At 45.8% G+C, this 17,199-nt stretch carries 18 protein-coding genes and 1 pseudogene; 9 read left to right on the top strand and 10 right to left on the bottom strand.

Going from position 1 to position 17,199, the window contains the following annotated elements; translation table 11 throughout:
• From VL525_RS14085 to VL525_RS14040, 10 genes are all read right to left on the bottom strand, one after another.
• Window positions 1-555: a hypothetical protein gene (locus VL525_RS14085; protein WP_325387667.1), complete on the bottom strand. Its 555-nt coding sequence runs from the start codon at window positions 553-555 to the stop codon at window positions 1-3.
• 30 nt (window positions 556-585) lie between these two features.
• Entirely contained in the window at window positions 586-1,284 is a 699-nt protein-coding gene (locus VL525_RS14080; protein WP_325387666.1) for a peptidoglycan DD-metalloendopeptidase family protein, read from the bottom strand.
• Window positions 1,285-1,322: 38 nt separating this feature from the next.
• Complete coding sequence (gene rbfA, locus VL525_RS14075; protein WP_325387665.1) at window positions 1,323-1,694, bottom strand: 30S ribosome-binding factor RbfA; 372 nt, start codon at window positions 1,692-1,694, stop codon at window positions 1,323-1,325.
• Window positions 1,695-1,786: 92 nt separating this feature from the next.
• Complete coding sequence (locus VL525_RS14070; protein WP_325387664.1) at window positions 1,787-3,016, bottom strand: ABC transporter permease; 1,230 nt, start codon at window positions 3,014-3,016, stop codon at window positions 1,787-1,789.
• A 56-nt stretch (window positions 3,017-3,072) separates the two neighbouring features.
• On the bottom strand, window positions 3,073-3,711 hold the full coding sequence (locus VL525_RS14065; RefSeq protein WP_325387663.1) for an MBL fold metallo-hydrolase: 639 nt from the start codon (window positions 3,709-3,711) through the stop codon (window positions 3,073-3,075).
• 81 nt (window positions 3,712-3,792) lie between these two features.
• A complete protein-coding gene (locus tag VL525_RS14060) occupies window positions 3,793-4,398 on the bottom strand; it encodes a gliding motility lipoprotein GldD (protein WP_325387662.1) in 606 nt (201 codons plus the stop codon).
• Complete coding sequence (locus tag VL525_RS14055; RefSeq protein WP_325387661.1) at window positions 4,395-5,195, bottom strand: shikimate dehydrogenase; 801 nt, start codon at window positions 5,193-5,195, stop codon at window positions 4,395-4,397. The genes VL525_RS14060 and VL525_RS14055 overlap by 4 nt, the downstream gene beginning before the upstream one ends.
• 222 nt (window positions 5,196-5,417) lie before the next feature.
• On the bottom strand, window positions 5,418-6,233 hold the full coding sequence (locus tag VL525_RS14050) for a class I SAM-dependent methyltransferase (protein ID WP_325387660.1): 816 nt from the start codon (window positions 6,231-6,233) through the stop codon (window positions 5,418-5,420).
• Window positions 6,234-6,330: 97 nt separating this feature from the next.
• Window positions 6,331-7,092 (bottom strand): phosphosulfolactate synthase, encoded by a 762-nt coding sequence (locus tag VL525_RS14045; RefSeq protein ID WP_325387819.1) that lies wholly within the window; start codon window positions 7,090-7,092, stop codon window positions 6,331-6,333.
• 370 nt (window positions 7,093-7,462) lie between these two features.
• The gene (locus VL525_RS14040) at window positions 7,463-8,866 is read right to left on the bottom strand and encodes a tetratricopeptide repeat protein (RefSeq protein ID WP_325387659.1); all 1,404 of its coding nucleotides are present in this window, start codon (window positions 8,864-8,866) and stop codon (window positions 7,463-7,465) included.
• Between the two features lie 263 nt (window positions 8,867-9,129).
• Between VL525_RS14040 and VL525_RS14035 the strand changes: the two genes are divergently transcribed.
• The 9 genes and pseudogenes from VL525_RS14035 to VL525_RS13995 form a co-directional block, all read left to right on the top strand.
• A complete protein-coding gene (locus VL525_RS14035) occupies window positions 9,130-10,671 on the top strand; it encodes an aldehyde dehydrogenase family protein (protein WP_325387658.1) in 1,542 nt (513 codons plus the stop codon).
• A gap of 12 nt (window positions 10,672-10,683) precedes the next feature.
• Window positions 10,684-12,291 carry a S8 family serine peptidase gene (locus VL525_RS14030; protein ID WP_325387657.1) on the top strand — a complete coding sequence of 536 codons (1,608 nt, stop codon included), beginning with the start codon at window positions 10,684-10,686 and terminating at the stop codon, window positions 12,289-12,291.
• Window positions 12,292-12,363: 72 nt separating this feature from the next.
• The gene (locus tag VL525_RS14025) at window positions 12,364-12,870 is read left to right on the top strand and encodes a GbsR/MarR family transcriptional regulator (RefSeq protein ID WP_325387656.1); all 507 of its coding nucleotides are present in this window, start codon (window positions 12,364-12,366) and stop codon (window positions 12,868-12,870) included.
• A gap of 370 nt (window positions 12,871-13,240) precedes the next feature.
• The gene (locus VL525_RS14020) at window positions 13,241-13,552 is read left to right on the top strand and encodes a hypothetical protein (protein WP_325387655.1); all 312 of its coding nucleotides are present in this window, start codon (window positions 13,241-13,243) and stop codon (window positions 13,550-13,552) included.
• A 13-nt stretch (window positions 13,553-13,565) separates the two neighbouring features.
• Window positions 13,566-14,387, top strand: coding sequence for a DUF393 domain-containing protein (locus VL525_RS14015; RefSeq protein ID WP_325387654.1), 822 nt, complete (start codon window positions 13,566-13,568; stop codon window positions 14,385-14,387).
• Window positions 14,388-14,915, top strand: a complete 528-nt coding sequence (locus tag VL525_RS14010) for a hypothetical protein (protein WP_325387653.1) — start codon at window positions 14,388-14,390, stop codon at window positions 14,913-14,915. It begins immediately after the preceding gene.
• A gap of 25 nt (window positions 14,916-14,940) precedes the next feature.
• Window positions 14,941-15,861 (top strand): TIGR01777 family oxidoreductase, encoded by a 921-nt coding sequence (locus tag VL525_RS14005; protein ID WP_325387652.1) that lies wholly within the window; start codon window positions 14,941-14,943, stop codon window positions 15,859-15,861.
• Window positions 15,862-15,969: 108 nt separating this feature from the next.
• Window positions 15,970-16,443, top strand: a complete 474-nt coding sequence (locus tag VL525_RS14000) for a hypothetical protein (RefSeq protein WP_325387650.1) — start codon at window positions 15,970-15,972, stop codon at window positions 16,441-16,443.
• 366 nt (window positions 16,444-16,809) lie between these two features.
• A pseudogene (locus VL525_RS13995) lies at window positions 16,810-17,199 on the top strand (alpha-ketoacid dehydrogenase subunit beta); the annotation flags it as partial.

Below are 17,199 nucleotides of genomic sequence, written 5' to 3'. Positions count from 1 at the left end.
TTATTCCGTTATTTCATTTTGAGCAGGCTTTTTTCTTTTCAACTCAATAAAATTGACTATCGGGCGACTAGCCGAGATCAAAGCAAAGCCGACCGAAACTTTAACAAAATAAAATATCATCCATACCGTTTCAGGGTTCTGCTTCAGGTCTGCGCCTGTCCGGTTAAACCGGACAAACTCAAATGCCTGTTTGCACAATAGCGGCAAGCTATCGGTTATTATAATACCCCCGATAACAATGACTGCTATTCTTAAAACAGTTGAGCGATGGATATTGAGTTCGAATCTTTCTTCCGAAAAGTTTTGATCTAACTGAAGTTTGTCGATGATCCATTCTGTTTTGAAAACACAGTAATACATCACGGCAAGATAAAAGGAGACAGAAAATACCAGGAAAGAACCCATTGTTAATACATCATCCCCGCTGCTATAGTTAAATTGAGACTTATAAGCAAATAACGCGGTAATAACCTGGGGAATGGAAACAACTGCGCCGATTACGAGGTAAAGCCCGGTAATCTTAATGATGATAGCAAAAAAAGATCGTGGTGTCATGTGATTTTAGGTTTATTAAAAATAAACCTATTATTCCGTATTTGGAAATCGCAGGATCAGGTTCGGGTCAGGAATATTTTTCAACCATTTCTCTTTCTCAGAAAATTTGGCCACACCTGGATAATCGCCTGTTAAATCTTCCATATCAAACATCAGCTGAAAATGCAGGTGAGGCGGCCAGTGCCCGTTCTCGTCCTGGTTGCCAAAAGTGCCAATTTGCTGGCCTTTTTCGATACTATCCCCGGTGTGCAGCACGACTAAATCTTTCCGGCTTAAATGACCGTAGAGCGAATACAACTCAAGCCCATCAACATCATGCTGTAAAATGATAGTCGGCCCGTAATCGCCGTGATTATTATTATCCTGGAAACTATGCACATAACCCGACATCGGCGCGTAAACCGGCGTTCCGGCCCCGGCCCATATATCTACGCCAAGATGCAGGCGGCGTGGCTCGTCTTCAGTATTAAAATGCGCGCTACGGGCATAAATAGTGCGGTGCTCCATGTATCCGCCAATACCGTAGCTGCAATTATTTTCTTTTAATTTGGTGGTTATCCATGCGCTGAAACGACTGGTGTCCTCAATGTCTTCCGCGCTTAATTCAGTATTCGCTGCTGTAAAATCGAATCTGTACAGGAGGTCAGTTCCAGGCGTGTAGTCAACCACCTTGCCGACCTCTGCAGGGTGGGAGCGGATGTAGTTTTCTAACAAGGTGTGTTTGTTCATTAACAATAAGTACCTCTAAAGGAAATGACATCGTTGTATTATTCTCCGTCGGGCTGGCGCTCTTCCTTGCTTATTTTGTCGAATATTTTATCCATACGCTCTACGTAATCGCTCGTATCGTCCACAAAAAACTCAAGCTGCGGAATTATTCTCACCTGGTCTTTAATTCGGGCGCCAAGTTTATAGCGTATTTCGGATGCGTGCGCTTTGATAGTATTCAAAGCCAGCTGGTTATTGGTATTATTGAAAAAGCTTAGGAACACACGTGCAATGGCCAGATCGGGGGTTACCCGTACCTTGGTGATCGTTATCATCGTATTTGGCAAAAGGTTCATCCCCTCGCGCTGAAATATGGCGGCCAGGTCCTGTTGTATAACTCCCGCGAATTTTTGCTGACGTTTCGATTCCATATTTTATAGGTTGAAAGGTAAAAGCATAAAGCTAAAAGCTATATGCCGGAATTTTGTTTTTATAAAAAGAGCTTTAAGCTTTATGCCCAAAATTACAATTCTTCTTTGATCTCTCCCAGCCTTTTGATACTTAAACGTGCGCTTACACCTGATGCGATGGTTGAGATGCCGCCTACGGTCAGAAAAACTAAAAGAAAGTCGGTAACCTTTAACGCAACCGGGTATGCGTCTATAGCCGACATTTCTTCGCCGAACCTGATGAAGCCGAACTGTTCCTGCAAAAGGCAGAATATTAGTCCAACCAGCATCCCGGCAATACAACCAATAAAGGAGATCATCATCCCTTCAGAAAAGAAGATGCCCTGTATCAGCCGTTTATTCGCTCCAAGACTGGTTAAGATGGCAATGTCCTTTTGCTTGTCGATAACCAGCATGGTTAACGACCCGATAATGTTAAATATGGCGATGATGAGCACAAACGTAAGTATCACGAAAATGAACCACCGTTCATAGTTGAGTGTTTTGTATAATTCGGCATTTTGTTCGTAACGGTCTTTGATGGTGAACGCTGCGCCAAGCTTGTCCGTCAGGTCGTCTTTAACCAGTCCAAGATCGGTGCCTTTTTTGTAGTTGAGGGCAATTGCCGAAATGTTTTTGGGCTCGTTCAGCAGATCGCGCATAAAATCGATATGGGTGATGATAAGGTTGTTAAAATCCTGCTGGATATTGAATATCCCCGATGGATAAATATACCTTACCTCGAACTCATTAAGCTGGTTGGCAGAACTGGACGCGTGCCGGTTGGGGGTGTATATTTGCAGCGGCGAAAGCTGGTCGTTAATGTTGACAGATAATTTACTTTGCACAGTGGCGCCGATAACCGCATAAAAATGGCCTTTGCTTTTTAGGGTAAAACTCCCTTTTACAATGGTGCTATCCAACAGCGGATCTTTCAAAAAATCATCGCTAACGCCTCTTACGGTCCCAATAAATTCGCCATCGGTGCCGTAGCGTATCAAAGCTTTTTCCTCCAGTATTTCAGTGAAGGATATCAGCTTTGGGTCGCGGCGCAGGGCATTGAAATAAGGAGTATTGGGATCGAATGTCTTACCCTGCCTGGGTGCTATCAGCATTTCGGGCGTAAAGTTGCTGTAAAGCGATAAGATCACCTTTTCAAAACCGTTGAAAACCGATAAAATAACAATGAGCGCCGCACTACCTATAAACACACCCAGCATGGATATACCCGATATGATATTGATGGCATGCATCTTCTTCCTCGAAAAAAGATAACGGCGGGCTATGTAGATGGCGGTGTTCAATGCGTGTGGTACGTTGGACGCTAAACTACAAATTTGTTGGACGTAATAGGTACAACTTAACTAAAAAACGGGTTATGCCCTTTTTCAAAACCGATCGTAGTTTCAGGGCCATGGCCGGGGTACACCGTACAGTCATCGGGCAGGGTGAACAGTTTTTCGCGAATATTTTGGGTAAGTGTTTCAAAATTACCGCCGGGGAAATCCCAGCGCCCTATGCTGCCGCGGAACAGCACATCGCCACCTACCAGGAAATTATCAGCCTCATTGTAAAAGCAAAGATGCGCAGGCGAGTGGCCCGGCGCGAAGATCAATTGCAAGTCGGTATCGCCGAATGATACGGTGCCTGTTTCCGAAAGGTAATGATCGGGCAAAGGTGATGGTTCATACCGCATACCCATTTGCGGTGCATAAGCAGGCACTGATGCCAGTACAGGCGACTCGCCGATGTGGAACTGCGGTTTTAACCCATAAAGATCGGACACCAGTTTATTACCCAGTACATGGTCGATATGGCAATGCGTATTTAACAGCAATACGGGCTTTAATTGATTATCCCGGATAAAATTAGTCACTGCATTTTGTTCCGAAGCGGTGTACATACCCGGGTCGATGATGCAGCACTCGCGTGTCTCATCAAAAAGGATATAAGTATTTTCCTGGTACGGATTGTTGACGAATGATCTTAATTTAGCCATATTCTTATTTCGAATTTCGAATGTTCAATTTCGAATCTGACCATTCAAACAGCCTTGGATTCCGCAATTCAGCATCAAAAATCACTCCCCCTTCCACTGAAAGGTTTTCAGCATGGTATCAATGTCCTTCTTCACAAAACTGAGTACCGGCTGTATCGAATCCTGTCGTGGCTCGTTGTTAAAATACAAAGCGCCGCGCAGGTAATTTTTGGTACTGTCGGTTATGTAAAACTGTAAGGAAGATGCCGCATTGCCCTCTATAGTATAATAGATGCCGTATATCTTCCGTGCCGAATTGTGGATGATACCCTGTTCGATAGAGGTGGCCTTTACCGTATGTTTAAATGCGAAAGTGCGCGCGTCTTCGGTTAACTCGTCAAAAACCTTTTTGGAGGTAATGCTCTCGTAACTCAGGTGCAGTGTGCCATTGAATTGCGGGAATTGCATATTGAGCAGGTATTTCATATTTACCAGTTTGCTGTCGTTCCGCTGCGGGTGCATATCCTTTTCGATAAAGGCATATTTAGGGTAAATAAAAGTAAACGGGTAAACGGTATCAAACTGCCTGTATGCCTTCTGCGGAAATTTGATGCGAAAAAAACCGCGCGGTTTCGGCGAATAATCCGGGTTACTGTTGCATGCAGCCAGCAATAGAACGGCGCTTACAAGTGCTAATATCTTTCTCATGGATGCTTGTCTTTTGAGTTCCATATTTCCCAGGATTTTTCGGCTTGCAGCACTAACATTTCGTAGCCGTTTTTTGTCGCCGCGCATCTTTCCGCGCCTTTTTTCAAAAATAAGGTTTGTTCGGGATTATAGATCAAATCGTAAAGTAAATGATTATCTGTGATGGCCTCATAGGGTATCGGCGGGCATTCGTCTACGTTCGGCGACATACCCAAAGGCGTCGTATTGATGATCAGCAGGTTGTTTTTGATATGATGCGGCTTCAGTTCGCTGAACAAAATATGCCCCGGCGCAGCCCTTCGGGTAACGCATTTATATGCTATACCTAAATTATCCAGCACACATTTCACGGCTTTTGCCGCACCGCCATCGCCGAGTACCAGTGCACTATCGTGCCGGTTTTTAAGCAAGGGCTTAAGGGATCTTTCAAAACCATAAATATCCGTGTTATAGCCTTCCAGCCTGAAATCGTGCCCCTTTATACCTATTTCGCCAGAAAATGCAGCAACAACAGGACTTTCGGCAGTAATACTAATGCAGTTTACTGCGCCTGCCTTGCGGGCATCGTGCTCTATCCAGTCCAGGTATTTGAGTACGTTAACCTTATGCGGCACAGTAACGTTTAGCCCGCAAAGGTCGGAGTGTTCGCGCAGCAACGGAACCAATTGGCTGATATGCTCAATGGGATAAAGTTCGTATTTGGCGTCGGTAATGCCTTCGCTCTTAAACTTTTCAGTAAAGTATTTTTTGGAGAATGAATGCGAAAGCGGGAAGCCAATGAGCCCGTAATGTTTCATGGCGTAATATTAATAAGAATGGATGGGATTTTGATGAAAGGCGGGCAGAATTGCTGTTGTTGGGCTAAAGCCATTTGTCTTCTTTGATGATTCCGTCCCATAAATGGGACGGTAATAAATTTAGCCTTTTCATATTTATTGCCGTTGGCTTCAGCCAACGGATGAAGAATAATAAACCAACAGGCTTTAGTCAAACGCCGAGTGCGATATCCCACAATCAAATTACTCCTTCTTCCCTGCTATCATCATATGCGGGCTTAACGACAGCAACGACTGGTCATTTTCGGTAAGCTGCATCAACTCCATCATATTCGCTTTTTTGGTGGCATCGTACCGGCTTTCGAAATAGTTTTTGTCCATCCATATCAGTCCTTCCACCGCCAGTGTGTCCAGGCAGGCAAGGCCCGCCTTTTCAAATTCCCTTTTCAGTTCGGCAGGGTGATGAAAGTATGCCGATGGCAGTACCCCCGGCATGTTTACCGGCGGGGTGTGCATGCCATATCTCAACTCCTCTTTGCACATTTCAAATATCTCGGGGGTATGAATAAAACCGTTCAGTAAAGCCGCTATGGTCGATGCCGAATGATTAATTGCAAAGCCTAAAGCAATACCGCCAGGTTTCAAAACCCGTTTCGCTTCGCTTATCGCCTTTACCCGTTCCGGTTCTTTCTGCAAATGATAAAGCGGCCCATGCAGGATGACAACGTGGGCGAAATTATCCGGCAGCTCCAGTTTTTGGGCTTCGCCTAAAATAACTTTAAAAGGTTTTTGGGCTTTTCCAGATCGTTTCTGCGCCTGCTTGATATGCTTTTCCACAGGTTCAATCAAATATACCTCGTGCCCGAGGCTCGCCAGCCACTCCGAATAAACACCCGGACCGCCACCCACATCAACAACCACATTCTTTTTGGTTAGGTATCGGCTGATAAGCTCCTTATTCCGCTCAAACTCCAACGGCCCAAGGCCAAGCTGCAGGCGGCCTTCTTCGGAGGTAGCAGAATAAAAATTGTCAATGTCTTCAGCAATCAGATTGGGCATAACCGAAGATAATACATAACTATCAGTTTGAAACCCATCATCATAAAAAAAGCCTCTCCGATTCATCGGAGAGGCTGATCCCGTATGCAGATGTATTTTACTGATTCAAAAAATGATCGAAGGTATCGCTGCGGATACCCAGGCGAAGTGTTTCCAGCGGGATCACCTCCGCAGGAGCGATATTGCCCAGGCTCACATTAGCGCCTATCAGTTTGATGAACCAAACCTGCTGTGCTTTTTGCGGGGCCTCCCAAATGATCTTGTCTTCAGGTATTTGGGTTAATATCTCGTCAACCAGTCCCTGCCTTACTTCGCCCGAATCGCGGTAGATGCCAACATTGCCGCTTTCGCGGGCCTCGGCTATTACCTTCCACGCACCGGCTTCCAGTTCGGCGGTCATCAGTTTGATCCATTTATAAGGAGCAAATATCTTTTGGATGTCTTTGGATCCAACCTCCGAAATGACGGTCACCTGTTCGCTCAGTTTGCGGATGTATTCACATTTTGCATCATGTTCTATCTCGATAGAACCATCCGAAACTTCGGCATGTTCCAGCTTGTATTTATCCAGTATGCGGCGGTATTCATCAAACTCGCCACGCACAATAAATGCCTCGAACAAGGTGCCCCCAAAATAAACCGGGATGCCCGCCTCGCGGTATATTTTTAACTTCTCATCCAGGTTTGGGGTAACGAAAGATGTTGCCCAACCCAGTTTAATGATATCCGTATATGGCCCGGCAACTTCTACCAGGTCCTCGGCCTGCCGCAGACTTAACCCCTTGTCCATTACCATGGTTATGCCACTGTTGCGGGGTTTGGCAGTGCGGTCGGGAATATTACTTAAAGGGTAGTTCATAGGGGATGAAATAAGTTCGGGAATGCCGGCGTAATTCATAGATGTAACGTTTAGTTATAGACTATAACAAAAAGTACTAATGATGCAAATATCATAAAAAAAACGAAAACAAGCTAATATTATGATTTGCCGGATGTAAAAATATTGGTGACAGTTATTGATACTCCACTTTTTGTAGTACAAAACATGACAGGTATTTCATGGTCGCTTCGACAATCTTCCGCATGCCCCGGTGCGTAAAAGAACCATCTGCCAGGATAAGTGAGATTGAAAAACAGAACGATAAGTGAGGTTGATATTTTAGACTGATATGTGAGGTTGATTAGGTAAGGCCCCCTGTAAAGGGGGCCTTTTCCTTTATGCCGCAACCTTATTTGGCGTACCGGTTAATGATATCCAGGATCACCTTGTTCTTTTGCAACTGCGGCAGGTAGTCGAACAGGATATAATGTTTTTCCGGGTCGGCTGCCAGGGCCATTTCCAGGTGATTCAGCGCTTCTTTATAGTCGCCTGCGGCAAACAGGTAAGCTACCATGCGGTAGTATAGTTCTGCCGAATCCGGGTTGTTTTTTATCGCCTGCGCCATTACCTCCACAGCATCAACCAAACGGCTTTGCTCATAAAGGATGGACGAATAATCCAGCCAGGCATCCACGTCTATCGGGTTCAGCTCAACCACTTTTTCATAAGCCTGCTCGGCTTCGGCCAGGTGGCCCAATTTATATTCGGCATCTGCTATCGCGAACCAGTAATCGGCATTGGCAATATCCAGGTCGAGCGCCTTTTTATAGAAATGAAGCGCCTCGAAATAACGCTCCTCAAAATCAAGCGTCACCCCTATGCCGAACCAGCCATCGGCCAGTTTCGAATCCATTTTCACGGCCTTTTTGTAGAAGGCGCGCGCATCGTCCATCTGCTCCAGCTTCTCGTAGCATTCGCCAATGGCGCAATAAGTATCAGCATTGGGCTGCTCGTACTCGAAAGTTTGGCGATAAACCTCAATGGCTTCTGCATATTTCTCCAGGTTAACCAGCGCATTGCCTTTGTTAAAGTAGGCGGATGCAAAGCTATCCTTAATAAGAATAGCATAATCATAAGCGTCTATAGCCTTCTCGAACAAACTAAGCTTGGTATAGGCATTTCCCAGGTTGTACCAGGCGGCGTAGCTGTAAGGCTCGCTGTCGATGTACTGCATATAAAACTGCACGCTCTCCTCCTGGTTGTCCATTACGTCGTAACAGAAAGCCAGTTCGTATAGCGCGTCCTGGTTTTCCATGTTCTGCTGCAGGCAAAGTTTCAGGTAAGTGATCGCCGTGTCGTAATCACCCATATTTTGATACACGTAGGAAATATGCAGCAGTATCTCATCCGTTTCTTCGGCCAGGTCAAGCGCCTTTTCGTAGTTTTCCAACGCTTCGGCATAACGCTCCATGTTCTCGTACAAATTTCCGCGGATGATATAAATATCCGCATCCGAAGCCTCGAGCAGGGCGGCCTTCTCCAGGGAAGCAAAAGCTTCGCTGACGCGATTGGTAACCACCATAAGTTGTGCCTGTTTGATCAGGAATACAGCGGCAAAGGGGTGCTGGTTGCAGGCATATTCAACAACCTGCAGGGCTTTCGCCGGGTCATTCTTCTCGATGTAGTAGTCGATAATGTTTTCAAACGCCTGCGCATCAAAAAAATACTGGTCATGATTACGAATCATTTCTTCGTAACGTTCAACCGAAAACTTGGGGTCTTCGGTGAATCCAAATTCAAAGTCTTCTTCCATTCAATATATTTTTCAGAACGCGAGCCGCCATTTGCCCTCCCAATAGTTACGGGGTTAATCAGGGTTTATTTTTGGCTTTTACAGTCTCAAATTACAACATGTAAGCATCCTCATGGCAATTAAGTTTTCAACATTCAAACATTTTTAACAGTGGTTTTTTGCAACGACCTGATAATAAATGGAAAGCATTGGTGCTTTGCCGGCAAAGGGTGAGTTGATGACAAATTGCCTTAAAGATTTTTACCTTTGACAAAAATACGATTATGAGCCTTAATATTTCTGAAATTCTTGATCATTTACACATTAACGACAATAACGGCGCGTTTAGTACGGGAAGTAAATGGGGAAGCGGCAAAGGTGACAGTATAAAGACCATCTATTCACCCGTCGACGGCAAAAAAATTGCCTCGGTGCAAATGGCGGCTGAAGCAGATTATAACACAGTAATAACACAGGCTGCCGAAGCCTTTAAAAAATGGCGCACCGTACCGGCCCCAAAGCGTGGCGAGGTAGTGCGCCAGGTGGGCGAAGCATTACGCGCCAAAAAGCAGGAGCTGGGCGCTTTGGTATCTTACGAAATGGGCAAGAGCCTGCAGGAAGGATATGGCGAGGTGCAGGAGATGATAGATATATGCGACCTGGCTGTGGGCCAGAGCCGCCAGTTGTTTGGCCAGACGATGCATTCGGAACGGCCCGAGCACCGCATGTACGAGCAATATCACCCGCTGGGTATAGTTGGTATTATATCGGCCTTTAACTTCCCGGTTGCGGTTTGGGCATGGAACGCTGCACTGGCCTGGATATGCGGCGACGTATGCGTTTGGAAACCATCGGAAAAAACACCGTTGACCGCCATTGCCTGCCAGCATATTGTGCAGGAAGTTTTTGAACGGAACGATGTGCCCGAAGGTGTTTCCTGTCTTATTATCGGTGACCGTGTGGTTGGCGAACTCATGTCGAATGATACCCGCGTTCCTTTGGTTTCGGCTACCGGGTCAACCCGCATGGGCAAGGCCGTAGGCGCTGCTGTAGGTGCAAGATTAGGCCGCAGTTTACTGGAGCTCGGTGGCAACAACGCCATCATCGTAAGCCAATATGCCGACCTGGACACTGTGCTGATAGGCGCGGTATTCGGCGCCGTAGGTACTGCCGGCCAACGTTGTACTACTACGCGCAGGCTTATCATTCACGAGAGCGTTTATGATCAGTTCAAACAAAAACTGGTAAAAGCCTACGGGCAGATACGTATTGGCAACCCGCTCGATGAGCATAACCATATGGGCCCGCTGATAGATAAGGACGCTGTTCAACTTTATCTTGATTCGATAGAAAAGTGTAAAGCGGAGGGCGGCAAGTTCGTTGTTGAGGGCGGCAAACTGGAAGGCGGCGATTATACCTCGGGCTGTTATGTAAAACCCTGCATTGCCGAGGTAGAGAATAGTTACGCCATTGTTCAGCACGAAACCTTTGCCCCTATATTATACCTTATCAGATACAACACGCTGGACGAAGCCATCGCGCTGCAAAATGGTGTCCCGCAGGGGCTTTCATCCTCTATCATGACCAATAATTTACGCGAGGCAGAACAATTTCTGTCTTATGCTGGTTCTGATTGCGGTATTGCTAACGTAAATATAGGTACATCGGGCGCGGAGATAGGCGGGGCGTTCGGTGGCGAGAAAGAAACCGGCGGCGGTCGCGAATCCGGCTCGGATGCATGGAAAGCTTATATGAGAAGACAAACCAACACCATTAATTATTCAACTAAATTACCATTGGCGCAAGGCATCAAATTCGACCTGTAGCTTATATCGAGCATGCATAATTTCCACAAATACCTCATAAGCTGCTTTATCGCTTGCGCGCTTTTTTGCGGCTCCCGTTCTTTTGCCCAGCAATTACCGCCTCCTCAGCCCGATCCGCCCAAAAACTGGTACGCGCTCGATCTGCAGAAAGACGGTTTTTTTGGTGTGAGCCTTAGCCAGGCTTATGATTTTCTGAAAGGAAAGGAAAGCAAACCGGTGGTGGTGGCCATCATCGACAGCGGGGTGGATACACTTCAGCAGGATTTGCAGGGAATATTGTGGATAAACCCCAAAAACACGGGTAAGGGCGATATACACGGCTGGAACTATCTTGGCGGCCCCGGCCGTAAATGCGACTTTAATGAAACGGAAGAAGAAGTAAGGCAATATTTTAAATTGAAAGACAAGTACCTGCATCTTACCAAAGCGACCGCACCTGATAAAAAGGAATATAATTTTTGGCTGAATGTGAAAGCGCAGTACGATTCGACCCTGAGCAAGGCCAAAACCGAACTGGAGCAGCTATCACCCATATTTAACGCGCTGGTACAAACGTCTGGTTTGGTGAGGGCGCAACTTGGGTTAAAAAACAATCAGACCTTTACCCGTAAAGACGTTGAGCGGATAGAAACAAAAAATGATACCATGGCCCAGGTGAAGGATCTTTGGCTGGTGGCTTTCAGCCAGGATGTTTCCACCAGCACCAATGTGAAGGTGATAAAGGAGATGAACGAATACGTTACCAAGCTGAATAACGATATCAGTCCGGACCTGGAAGCCCGTAAGCGTACCGTCGGTGATAACCCCGACATTTTAAACGATAAGCCTTATGGTAACAATATCCTTAAATACGAAGATGCATCGCACGGCACCGAAGTAGCGGGGTTAGTAGGCGCCAAACGCGGCAACGGTTATGGTATAGACGGGGTAGCGGATAACGTGAAACTGATGATACTGAAAGCGGTTCCTGTTGGCGATGAATATGATAAGGACGAGGCTAATGCTATCCGCTACGCGGTGGATAATGGCGCAAAGGTGATCAATATGAGCTTTGGGAAAAAAATATCGCCCCACAAAGCCTGGGTGGATGCCGCTTTTAAGTATGCGGCCGAACATGATGTGCTATTGGTGCAGGCCTCTGGCAACGAGAACCAGGACATGGACGAAAAGCCCGAGTACCCCAATGATACTTTTGAAGACGGCTCGGCTGCTGACGCTGATAATGTGATCAATGTCGGAGCATCCGGTTTAAGGGCAGATAGCGTCCTGGCTACCGATTTCAGCAATTTCGGACAGAAAAACGTCGATGTATTTGCGCCAGGCGTTAAAATAACTTCTATTGACATGGATGCCGAAACCATCACTGATGACGGCACCAGTTTTTCAGCGCCCATTGTATCGGGCATAGCGGCGCTTATACGCGAATATTACCCTCAATTAAGCGCCAGGCAGGTAAAAGAAGCCATCATGCGATCCGCTGTACCTTTATCCGGCACTAAAGTTTACAAGCCCGGCACCCAGGAATTGGTCGATTTTACCTCGCTTTGCAAAACGGGCGGCATTGTAAATGCTTACAAGGCGTTGCAGATCGCTTCAGAGATGAAGGGGGACATAAAATAACGAATCCATGATCCCATCAAAATAAACTTTCAAAATATTTTGAAAGTTTAAAAACATGTTTTATATTTGTGCATGGAATTAGCGGAAGGCAAAGCGAAGTTTATTGAAGCATGGGGCAAGCTTGGTTCGGAATGGGGCATTAACCGCACCATGGCGCAGGTACACGCCTTACTGCTGCTTTCGCCGGAAGCTTTGACGACAGAGGAGATCATGGACGATCTTAAAATTTCCCGCGGTAATGCCAACATGACCCTGCGCGACCTGATCAACTGGGGGTTGATTGAAAAGCAGCACCGTGCCGGCGAACGCAAAGAATACTTTTTTGCCGAAAAAGATGTATGGACCATTGCGCGCCAGGTAGCGCAGGAGCGGAAACGCCGCGAGCTTGACCCGGTACTGAAAGTATTGAACGAACTATCAACCATTAAAGGCGACGAGAAAGATGCCCATTATAAAACTTTTAAAAAATCGGTTGGCGACATCAACAAACTGGCTAAAAACGTCGACCGCACGCTTACCACTATGGTAAAGGCTGAAGAGAACTGGTTTTGGGGGTCGATATTTAAAATTTTTAAGTGATATATTTTTTAATCCTATATTTCAATTTTTCCTGAAAATACAATAACAAAAATTGTTATGTTTTACTTTAAAAAAATAATAAGGTATATCTTAGGCATAGGCGGGATTCTAGGTATTCTTGGATTCTTTATTGAAACATTCGAATTGCATCTATTGGGATTTCTCGCATACCCTAACGTAATATATTTTGTATTTCTTTATTTGCCTGCCTTGCTATTATTACCCATAGTTTCCGTTTGCAACTATTTTATCAACAAGAGATTTTGGTCAGAATTCAAAACAGAATATTATTTCTGGTTTGCCCAATTGGGCCTCTGTATATCATTGGACTTGATCGAGCTTTTAGTTGTGCATTTAAAAAAATAGCACTATGAAAACAATTAGAAGAATACTCCGCAATGCTTTTGGCACAGTTACCGCAATATATTTGGTCGCATGGTGCTTTTTAATTGTGAATATGGACAGGAATTTCGGACGATTGGGTACAACCTTGGAACAGTTAACCATTTACACGTTTTATTTAGTACATATTCCTGCCGTGCTCGCCCTAATTATTGTTTCAGTCTACAGCTATATAATAAAAGGCGCTTTTAAATCAGTTTTTGGCAAAGAATACTCTTGCCTGTTTGTAAGCTTTATTCCATTTATAACAGGTCTTATGTCTTTGGTTGCAATACCTTAAAGAATGTAAAAACATGAAAACGCTGAACAACCATATCATCCTTTACGACGCCGATTGCCCCATGTGCAAGCTGTATACCAACCAGTTTGTAAAAAGCGGCATGCTTGGGGCCGATGGCCGTGCACCTTACCAGCAAATGCCAGAAACGGTTTGCCCTTATGTGGACAGGCAGCGCGCCGTTAACGAGATAGCCCTGGTAAACACTCAAACCGGAGAGGTGGAATATGGCGTAAAAAGTTTGTTTAAGGTGATCGGAAATTCATTTCCGGTATTTGGAAAACTATTTACTTTTCAACCTTTCGTATGGCTGATGGGTAAAGCGTATGGGTTTGTTTCTTACAACAGGCGGGTGATAGCCCCCTCTGCAGCGGATAATCATAACACGATCGACCCTTCTTTCAGCCTGAAACACCGCATAGCTTACCTGATCTCCACCTGGCTGATGACGGGTTTTATCCTGACGCATTACGCTTACCTGCTAACAGCTTTTGTTCCGCTGGGAAATGCCTGGCGCGAATACGCCATCTGCGGCGGGCAGATACTGTTCCAGGGTATTATCGTCAATTTTTACGAACGCAAAAAACGCTGGGATTACCTCGGCAATATGATGACGATATCATTCGCCGGAGCCTTGCTGTTAACACCATTGATCCTCGTAGCGCATTTTTTCCGCATATGGCCGGTTGTTTATCCGCTGTATTTTATGGCCGTTGCAGGATTGATGTTTTTGGAGCACATCCGTCGCACCAAACTGATGAAACTGGGCTGGCTGCTCACCATCAGCTGGGTAATTTATCGTATCCTTATCCTTTTATTGATCCTAAACCTTATATAAATGTTCACATTATTTCATTTTGGCTTCGAAATCTTTAAAATAGCTATTCAAGCCGCTGTTTATGCTTTAACTATATTGACCTTAAAATTTGTCCTGACTGAAATAATAAAAAATGATTCCCTACGGTTGATCAAATTTAAACCAGTATATCTTTCGGTGTCGGCATTGATGCTGGTCTTTTCATTTACTTACTACGGAGATCATGGACTCGGGGATGAAGCTAATATTCCTTTGGGTCATTGGAAAAGCATGAATAGCACTGATGGCAATCCTTATTTCGCCTTAAAGCCTGATAGTGAAGTTAACGTCGACAGCTTTCTTGTTCGCAACGAGCATCTATGTTTTGTATCAGACAATAACTATTACGACTACCATCTTATCTCAGGTGAATGGAACAAACATAATAGCAAACAAGAATATGAAACCTATGCATCAGTGCATCATCTGCCGCAGGTAAGCGAATTCAAAACCTTTTATCAGCGATATGCTGTTTATTGGAATGGCTGGCGATTTTGGTTTTTACCTTGAAACCCTAAGATAAACCTTATATAAAATGAAATACCACAAAATAGTACTGGCAGGGGGCAACGGTTATCTCGGCACCGTGCTTGCCGAACATTTCAAAACGCTGGCCGACGAGATCATCATCCTCAGCCGCCACCCAAAAGACGGCGATGGCAACGTCAAAACACTGGTATGGGATGGCAAAACCAAAGGGGAATGGGCAGGCGAACTGGAAAATGCTGACCTGCTGGTCAACCTCTGCGGTAAAAATGTCAATTGCCGCTACACACCCAAAAACAAGCAGGAGATACTGGACTCCCGCATCAACCCGATAAACCTTCTGAATGAGGTAGTTACTAAACTGGAAAATCCGCCTAAGCTTTGGATCAACAGCGCATCGGCTACCATCTATCGCCATGCGGAAGATATGCCGCAAACGGAAGACGCCGGTGAGATAGGCAAAGGTTTTTCTGTCAATATCTGTACGGCCTGGGAGAACGCCTTCTTCAACACAAAAACACCGTTAACCCGGAAAGTGGCCCTGCGCATAGGCATTGTATTCGGCAAAACCGATGCAGTGTTTCCAAGGCTGCTGAATTTGGTGAAGCTGGGTTTTGGCGGCAAACAAGGCGACGGCCAGCAAATGGTATCGTGGATACACGAAAAGGATATAGCAGGCATAACCGAATGGCTGTTGGAGCATCCCGAAATAGAAGGTGCAGTAAACGCTACCGCTCCTAATCCCGAACGGAACGCCAATCAAATGCGGCTCATTCGCGAGGCTTATGGAGCAAAGTTTGGCTTACCCGCGCCTGCGTGGCTGCTCAGCATCGGCTCCCTGGTTATTGGCACCGAAACCGAACTGATATTGAAAAGCCGTTGGGTTTTGCCCAAACGGTTGCTGGAAGCAGGGTATGTTTTTCAATATCCGGATATGAAGGGGGCGGTGAAAGAATGCTTGAACGAATAAACATATGCGGGTGTCACCCTGAGGCTCTCGAAGGGTGAGCGCAAAGGCCGACCCGCATGTTTCGAGAGCCTCAACATGACAGCCCTTTTAAAATTGATCCATCGCATCATGAAAGAAAAAACTTTACGCCACCGTATCAAAATATGCCTATGGATTGTCATCACAGGTTTGGCATTAAGCGGCATCACGGCCTTTCCTTTGGAAAGCGAACTGGCAATTTTAAAAGACCATGTTAATCCGGGCAGCCTGATGGGCAACTGGATAGATCATATTTATCATGCTATAAAAGCCACCAACACCCGATTCCCATGGCTCAGTTACGGCACCGACTGGCTGGCATTTGCGCACCTGGTTATCGCAGTAGTGTTTGTCGGTCCGCTGCGCGACCCGGTGAAGAATATTTGGGTCATTCATTTCGGGATGATAGCCTGTATCGGCGTGTTTCCGCTGGCTTTTATTGCCGGGTCGATACGTGGCATTCCCTTCTTCTGGCAACTGATAGATTGTTCGTTCGGGGTTATCGGGCTTGTGCCGCTTTACCTGTGCCACAAATATATACGATTATTGGAAGCCGCATCCTGATCGCCGGAGGAAGCTCCTATGGGAGCTATTTTGATAATTTTGAAATGGGCTATAAACAGGCGGCTCCAGCCGGAGCCTTAATTTTTCGCGCCCGCGCGTTTCAAATCCTGTAGGGATTGCCTGGTTATAGCTTAAACAGGAACTCCAGCCGGAGCTTTAATTTTTCTCACCGACGGATTTCAAATCCCATAGGGATACCCTGTTTATAGCTTGACACCAAACCAGCATAACGACTCCGTAGGAGCCTACTGTTTGCTGCATGTCGGGCAATCGTCAAATCAAGCATTTGTTACACTCCGGCAAAATTGTTTTTACAAACGCATTCCCTATATTTGCGTTCGCGAAAAATTCATTTTTAGAAACATAATGAGAGAAATACAATTCAGAGAAGCGCTTCGGGAAGCAATGAGCGAAGAAATGCGCAAAGACGATAAAATATACCTGATGGGCGAAGAGGTAGCCGAGTATAACGGCGCCTATAAAGTGAGCCAGGGTATGCTGGATGAATTTGGTGCAAAACGGGTGATAGATACCCCCATCTCTGAATTGGGTTTTGCCGGTATCGGCATCGGCTCGGCTATGAACGGCCTGCGCCCGATCATCGAGTTCATGACCTTTAATTTTTCGCTGGTAGCCATCGACCAGATCATTAACGGCGCGGCTAAGATCATGTCGATGAGCGGCGGCCAGTTCTCAGTGCCTATCGTGTTCCGTGGTCCAACCGGTAACGCCGGTATGCTTAGCTCGCAGCACAGC

Source organism: Mucilaginibacter sp., assembly GCF_035492695.1.
Taxonomy (GTDB): domain Bacteria; phylum Bacteroidota; class Bacteroidia; order Sphingobacteriales; family Sphingobacteriaceae; genus Mucilaginibacter.
The sequence above is the reverse complement of the archived record's forward strand: the minus strand, read 5'-3'. Positions and strand labels throughout refer to the sequence as shown.

What these genes read in the sequence shown, in the direction of transcription:
- VL525_RS14085 (WP_325387667.1), bottom strand. Translation starts at nt 555, where the DNA reads ATGACACCACGATCTTTTTTTGCTATCATCATTAAGATTACCGGGCTT.
- VL525_RS14080 (WP_325387666.1), bottom strand. Translation starts at nt 1,284, where the DNA reads ATGAACAAACACACCTTGTTAGAAAACTACATCCGCTCCCACCCTGCA.
- rbfA (WP_325387665.1), bottom strand. Translation starts at nt 1,694, where the DNA reads ATGGAATCGAAACGTCAGCAAAAATTCGCGGGAGTTATACAACAGGAC.
- VL525_RS14065 (WP_325387663.1), bottom strand. Translation starts at nt 3,711, where the DNA reads ATGGCTAAATTAAGATCATTCGTCAACAATCCGTACCAGGAAAATACT.
- VL525_RS14060 (WP_325387662.1), bottom strand. Translation starts at nt 4,398, where the DNA reads ATGAGAAAGATATTAGCACTTGTAAGCGCCGTTCTATTGCTGGCTGCA.
- VL525_RS14055 (WP_325387661.1), bottom strand. Translation starts at nt 5,195, where the DNA reads ATGAAACATTACGGGCTCATTGGCTTCCCGCTTTCGCATTCATTCTCC.
- VL525_RS14050 (WP_325387660.1), bottom strand. Translation starts at nt 6,233, where the DNA reads ATGCCCAATCTGATTGCTGAAGACATTGACAATTTTTATTCTGCTACC.
- VL525_RS14045 (WP_325387819.1), bottom strand. Translation starts at nt 7,092, where the DNA reads ATGAACTACCCTTTAAGTAATATTCCCGACCGCACTGCCAAACCCCGC.
- VL525_RS14040 (WP_325387659.1), bottom strand. Translation starts at nt 8,866, where the DNA reads ATGGAAGAAGACTTTGAATTTGGATTCACCGAAGACCCCAAGTTTTCG.
- VL525_RS14035 (WP_325387658.1), top strand. Translation starts at nt 9,130, where the DNA reads ATGAGCCTTAATATTTCTGAAATTCTTGATCATTTACACATTAACGAC.
- VL525_RS14030 (WP_325387657.1), top strand. Translation starts at nt 10,684, where the DNA reads ATGCATAATTTCCACAAATACCTCATAAGCTGCTTTATCGCTTGCGCG.
- VL525_RS14025 (WP_325387656.1), top strand. Translation starts at nt 12,364, where the DNA reads ATGGAATTAGCGGAAGGCAAAGCGAAGTTTATTGAAGCATGGGGCAAG.
- VL525_RS14020 (WP_325387655.1), top strand. Translation starts at nt 13,241, where the DNA reads ATGAAAACAATTAGAAGAATACTCCGCAATGCTTTTGGCACAGTTACC.
- VL525_RS14015 (WP_325387654.1), top strand. Translation starts at nt 13,566, where the DNA reads ATGAAAACGCTGAACAACCATATCATCCTTTACGACGCCGATTGCCCC.
- VL525_RS14010 (WP_325387653.1), top strand. Translation starts at nt 14,388, where the DNA reads ATGTTCACATTATTTCATTTTGGCTTCGAAATCTTTAAAATAGCTATT.
- VL525_RS14005 (WP_325387652.1), top strand. Translation starts at nt 14,941, where the DNA reads ATGAAATACCACAAAATAGTACTGGCAGGGGGCAACGGTTATCTCGGC.
- VL525_RS14000 (WP_325387650.1), top strand. Translation starts at nt 15,970, where the DNA reads ATGAAAGAAAAAACTTTACGCCACCGTATCAAAATATGCCTATGGATT.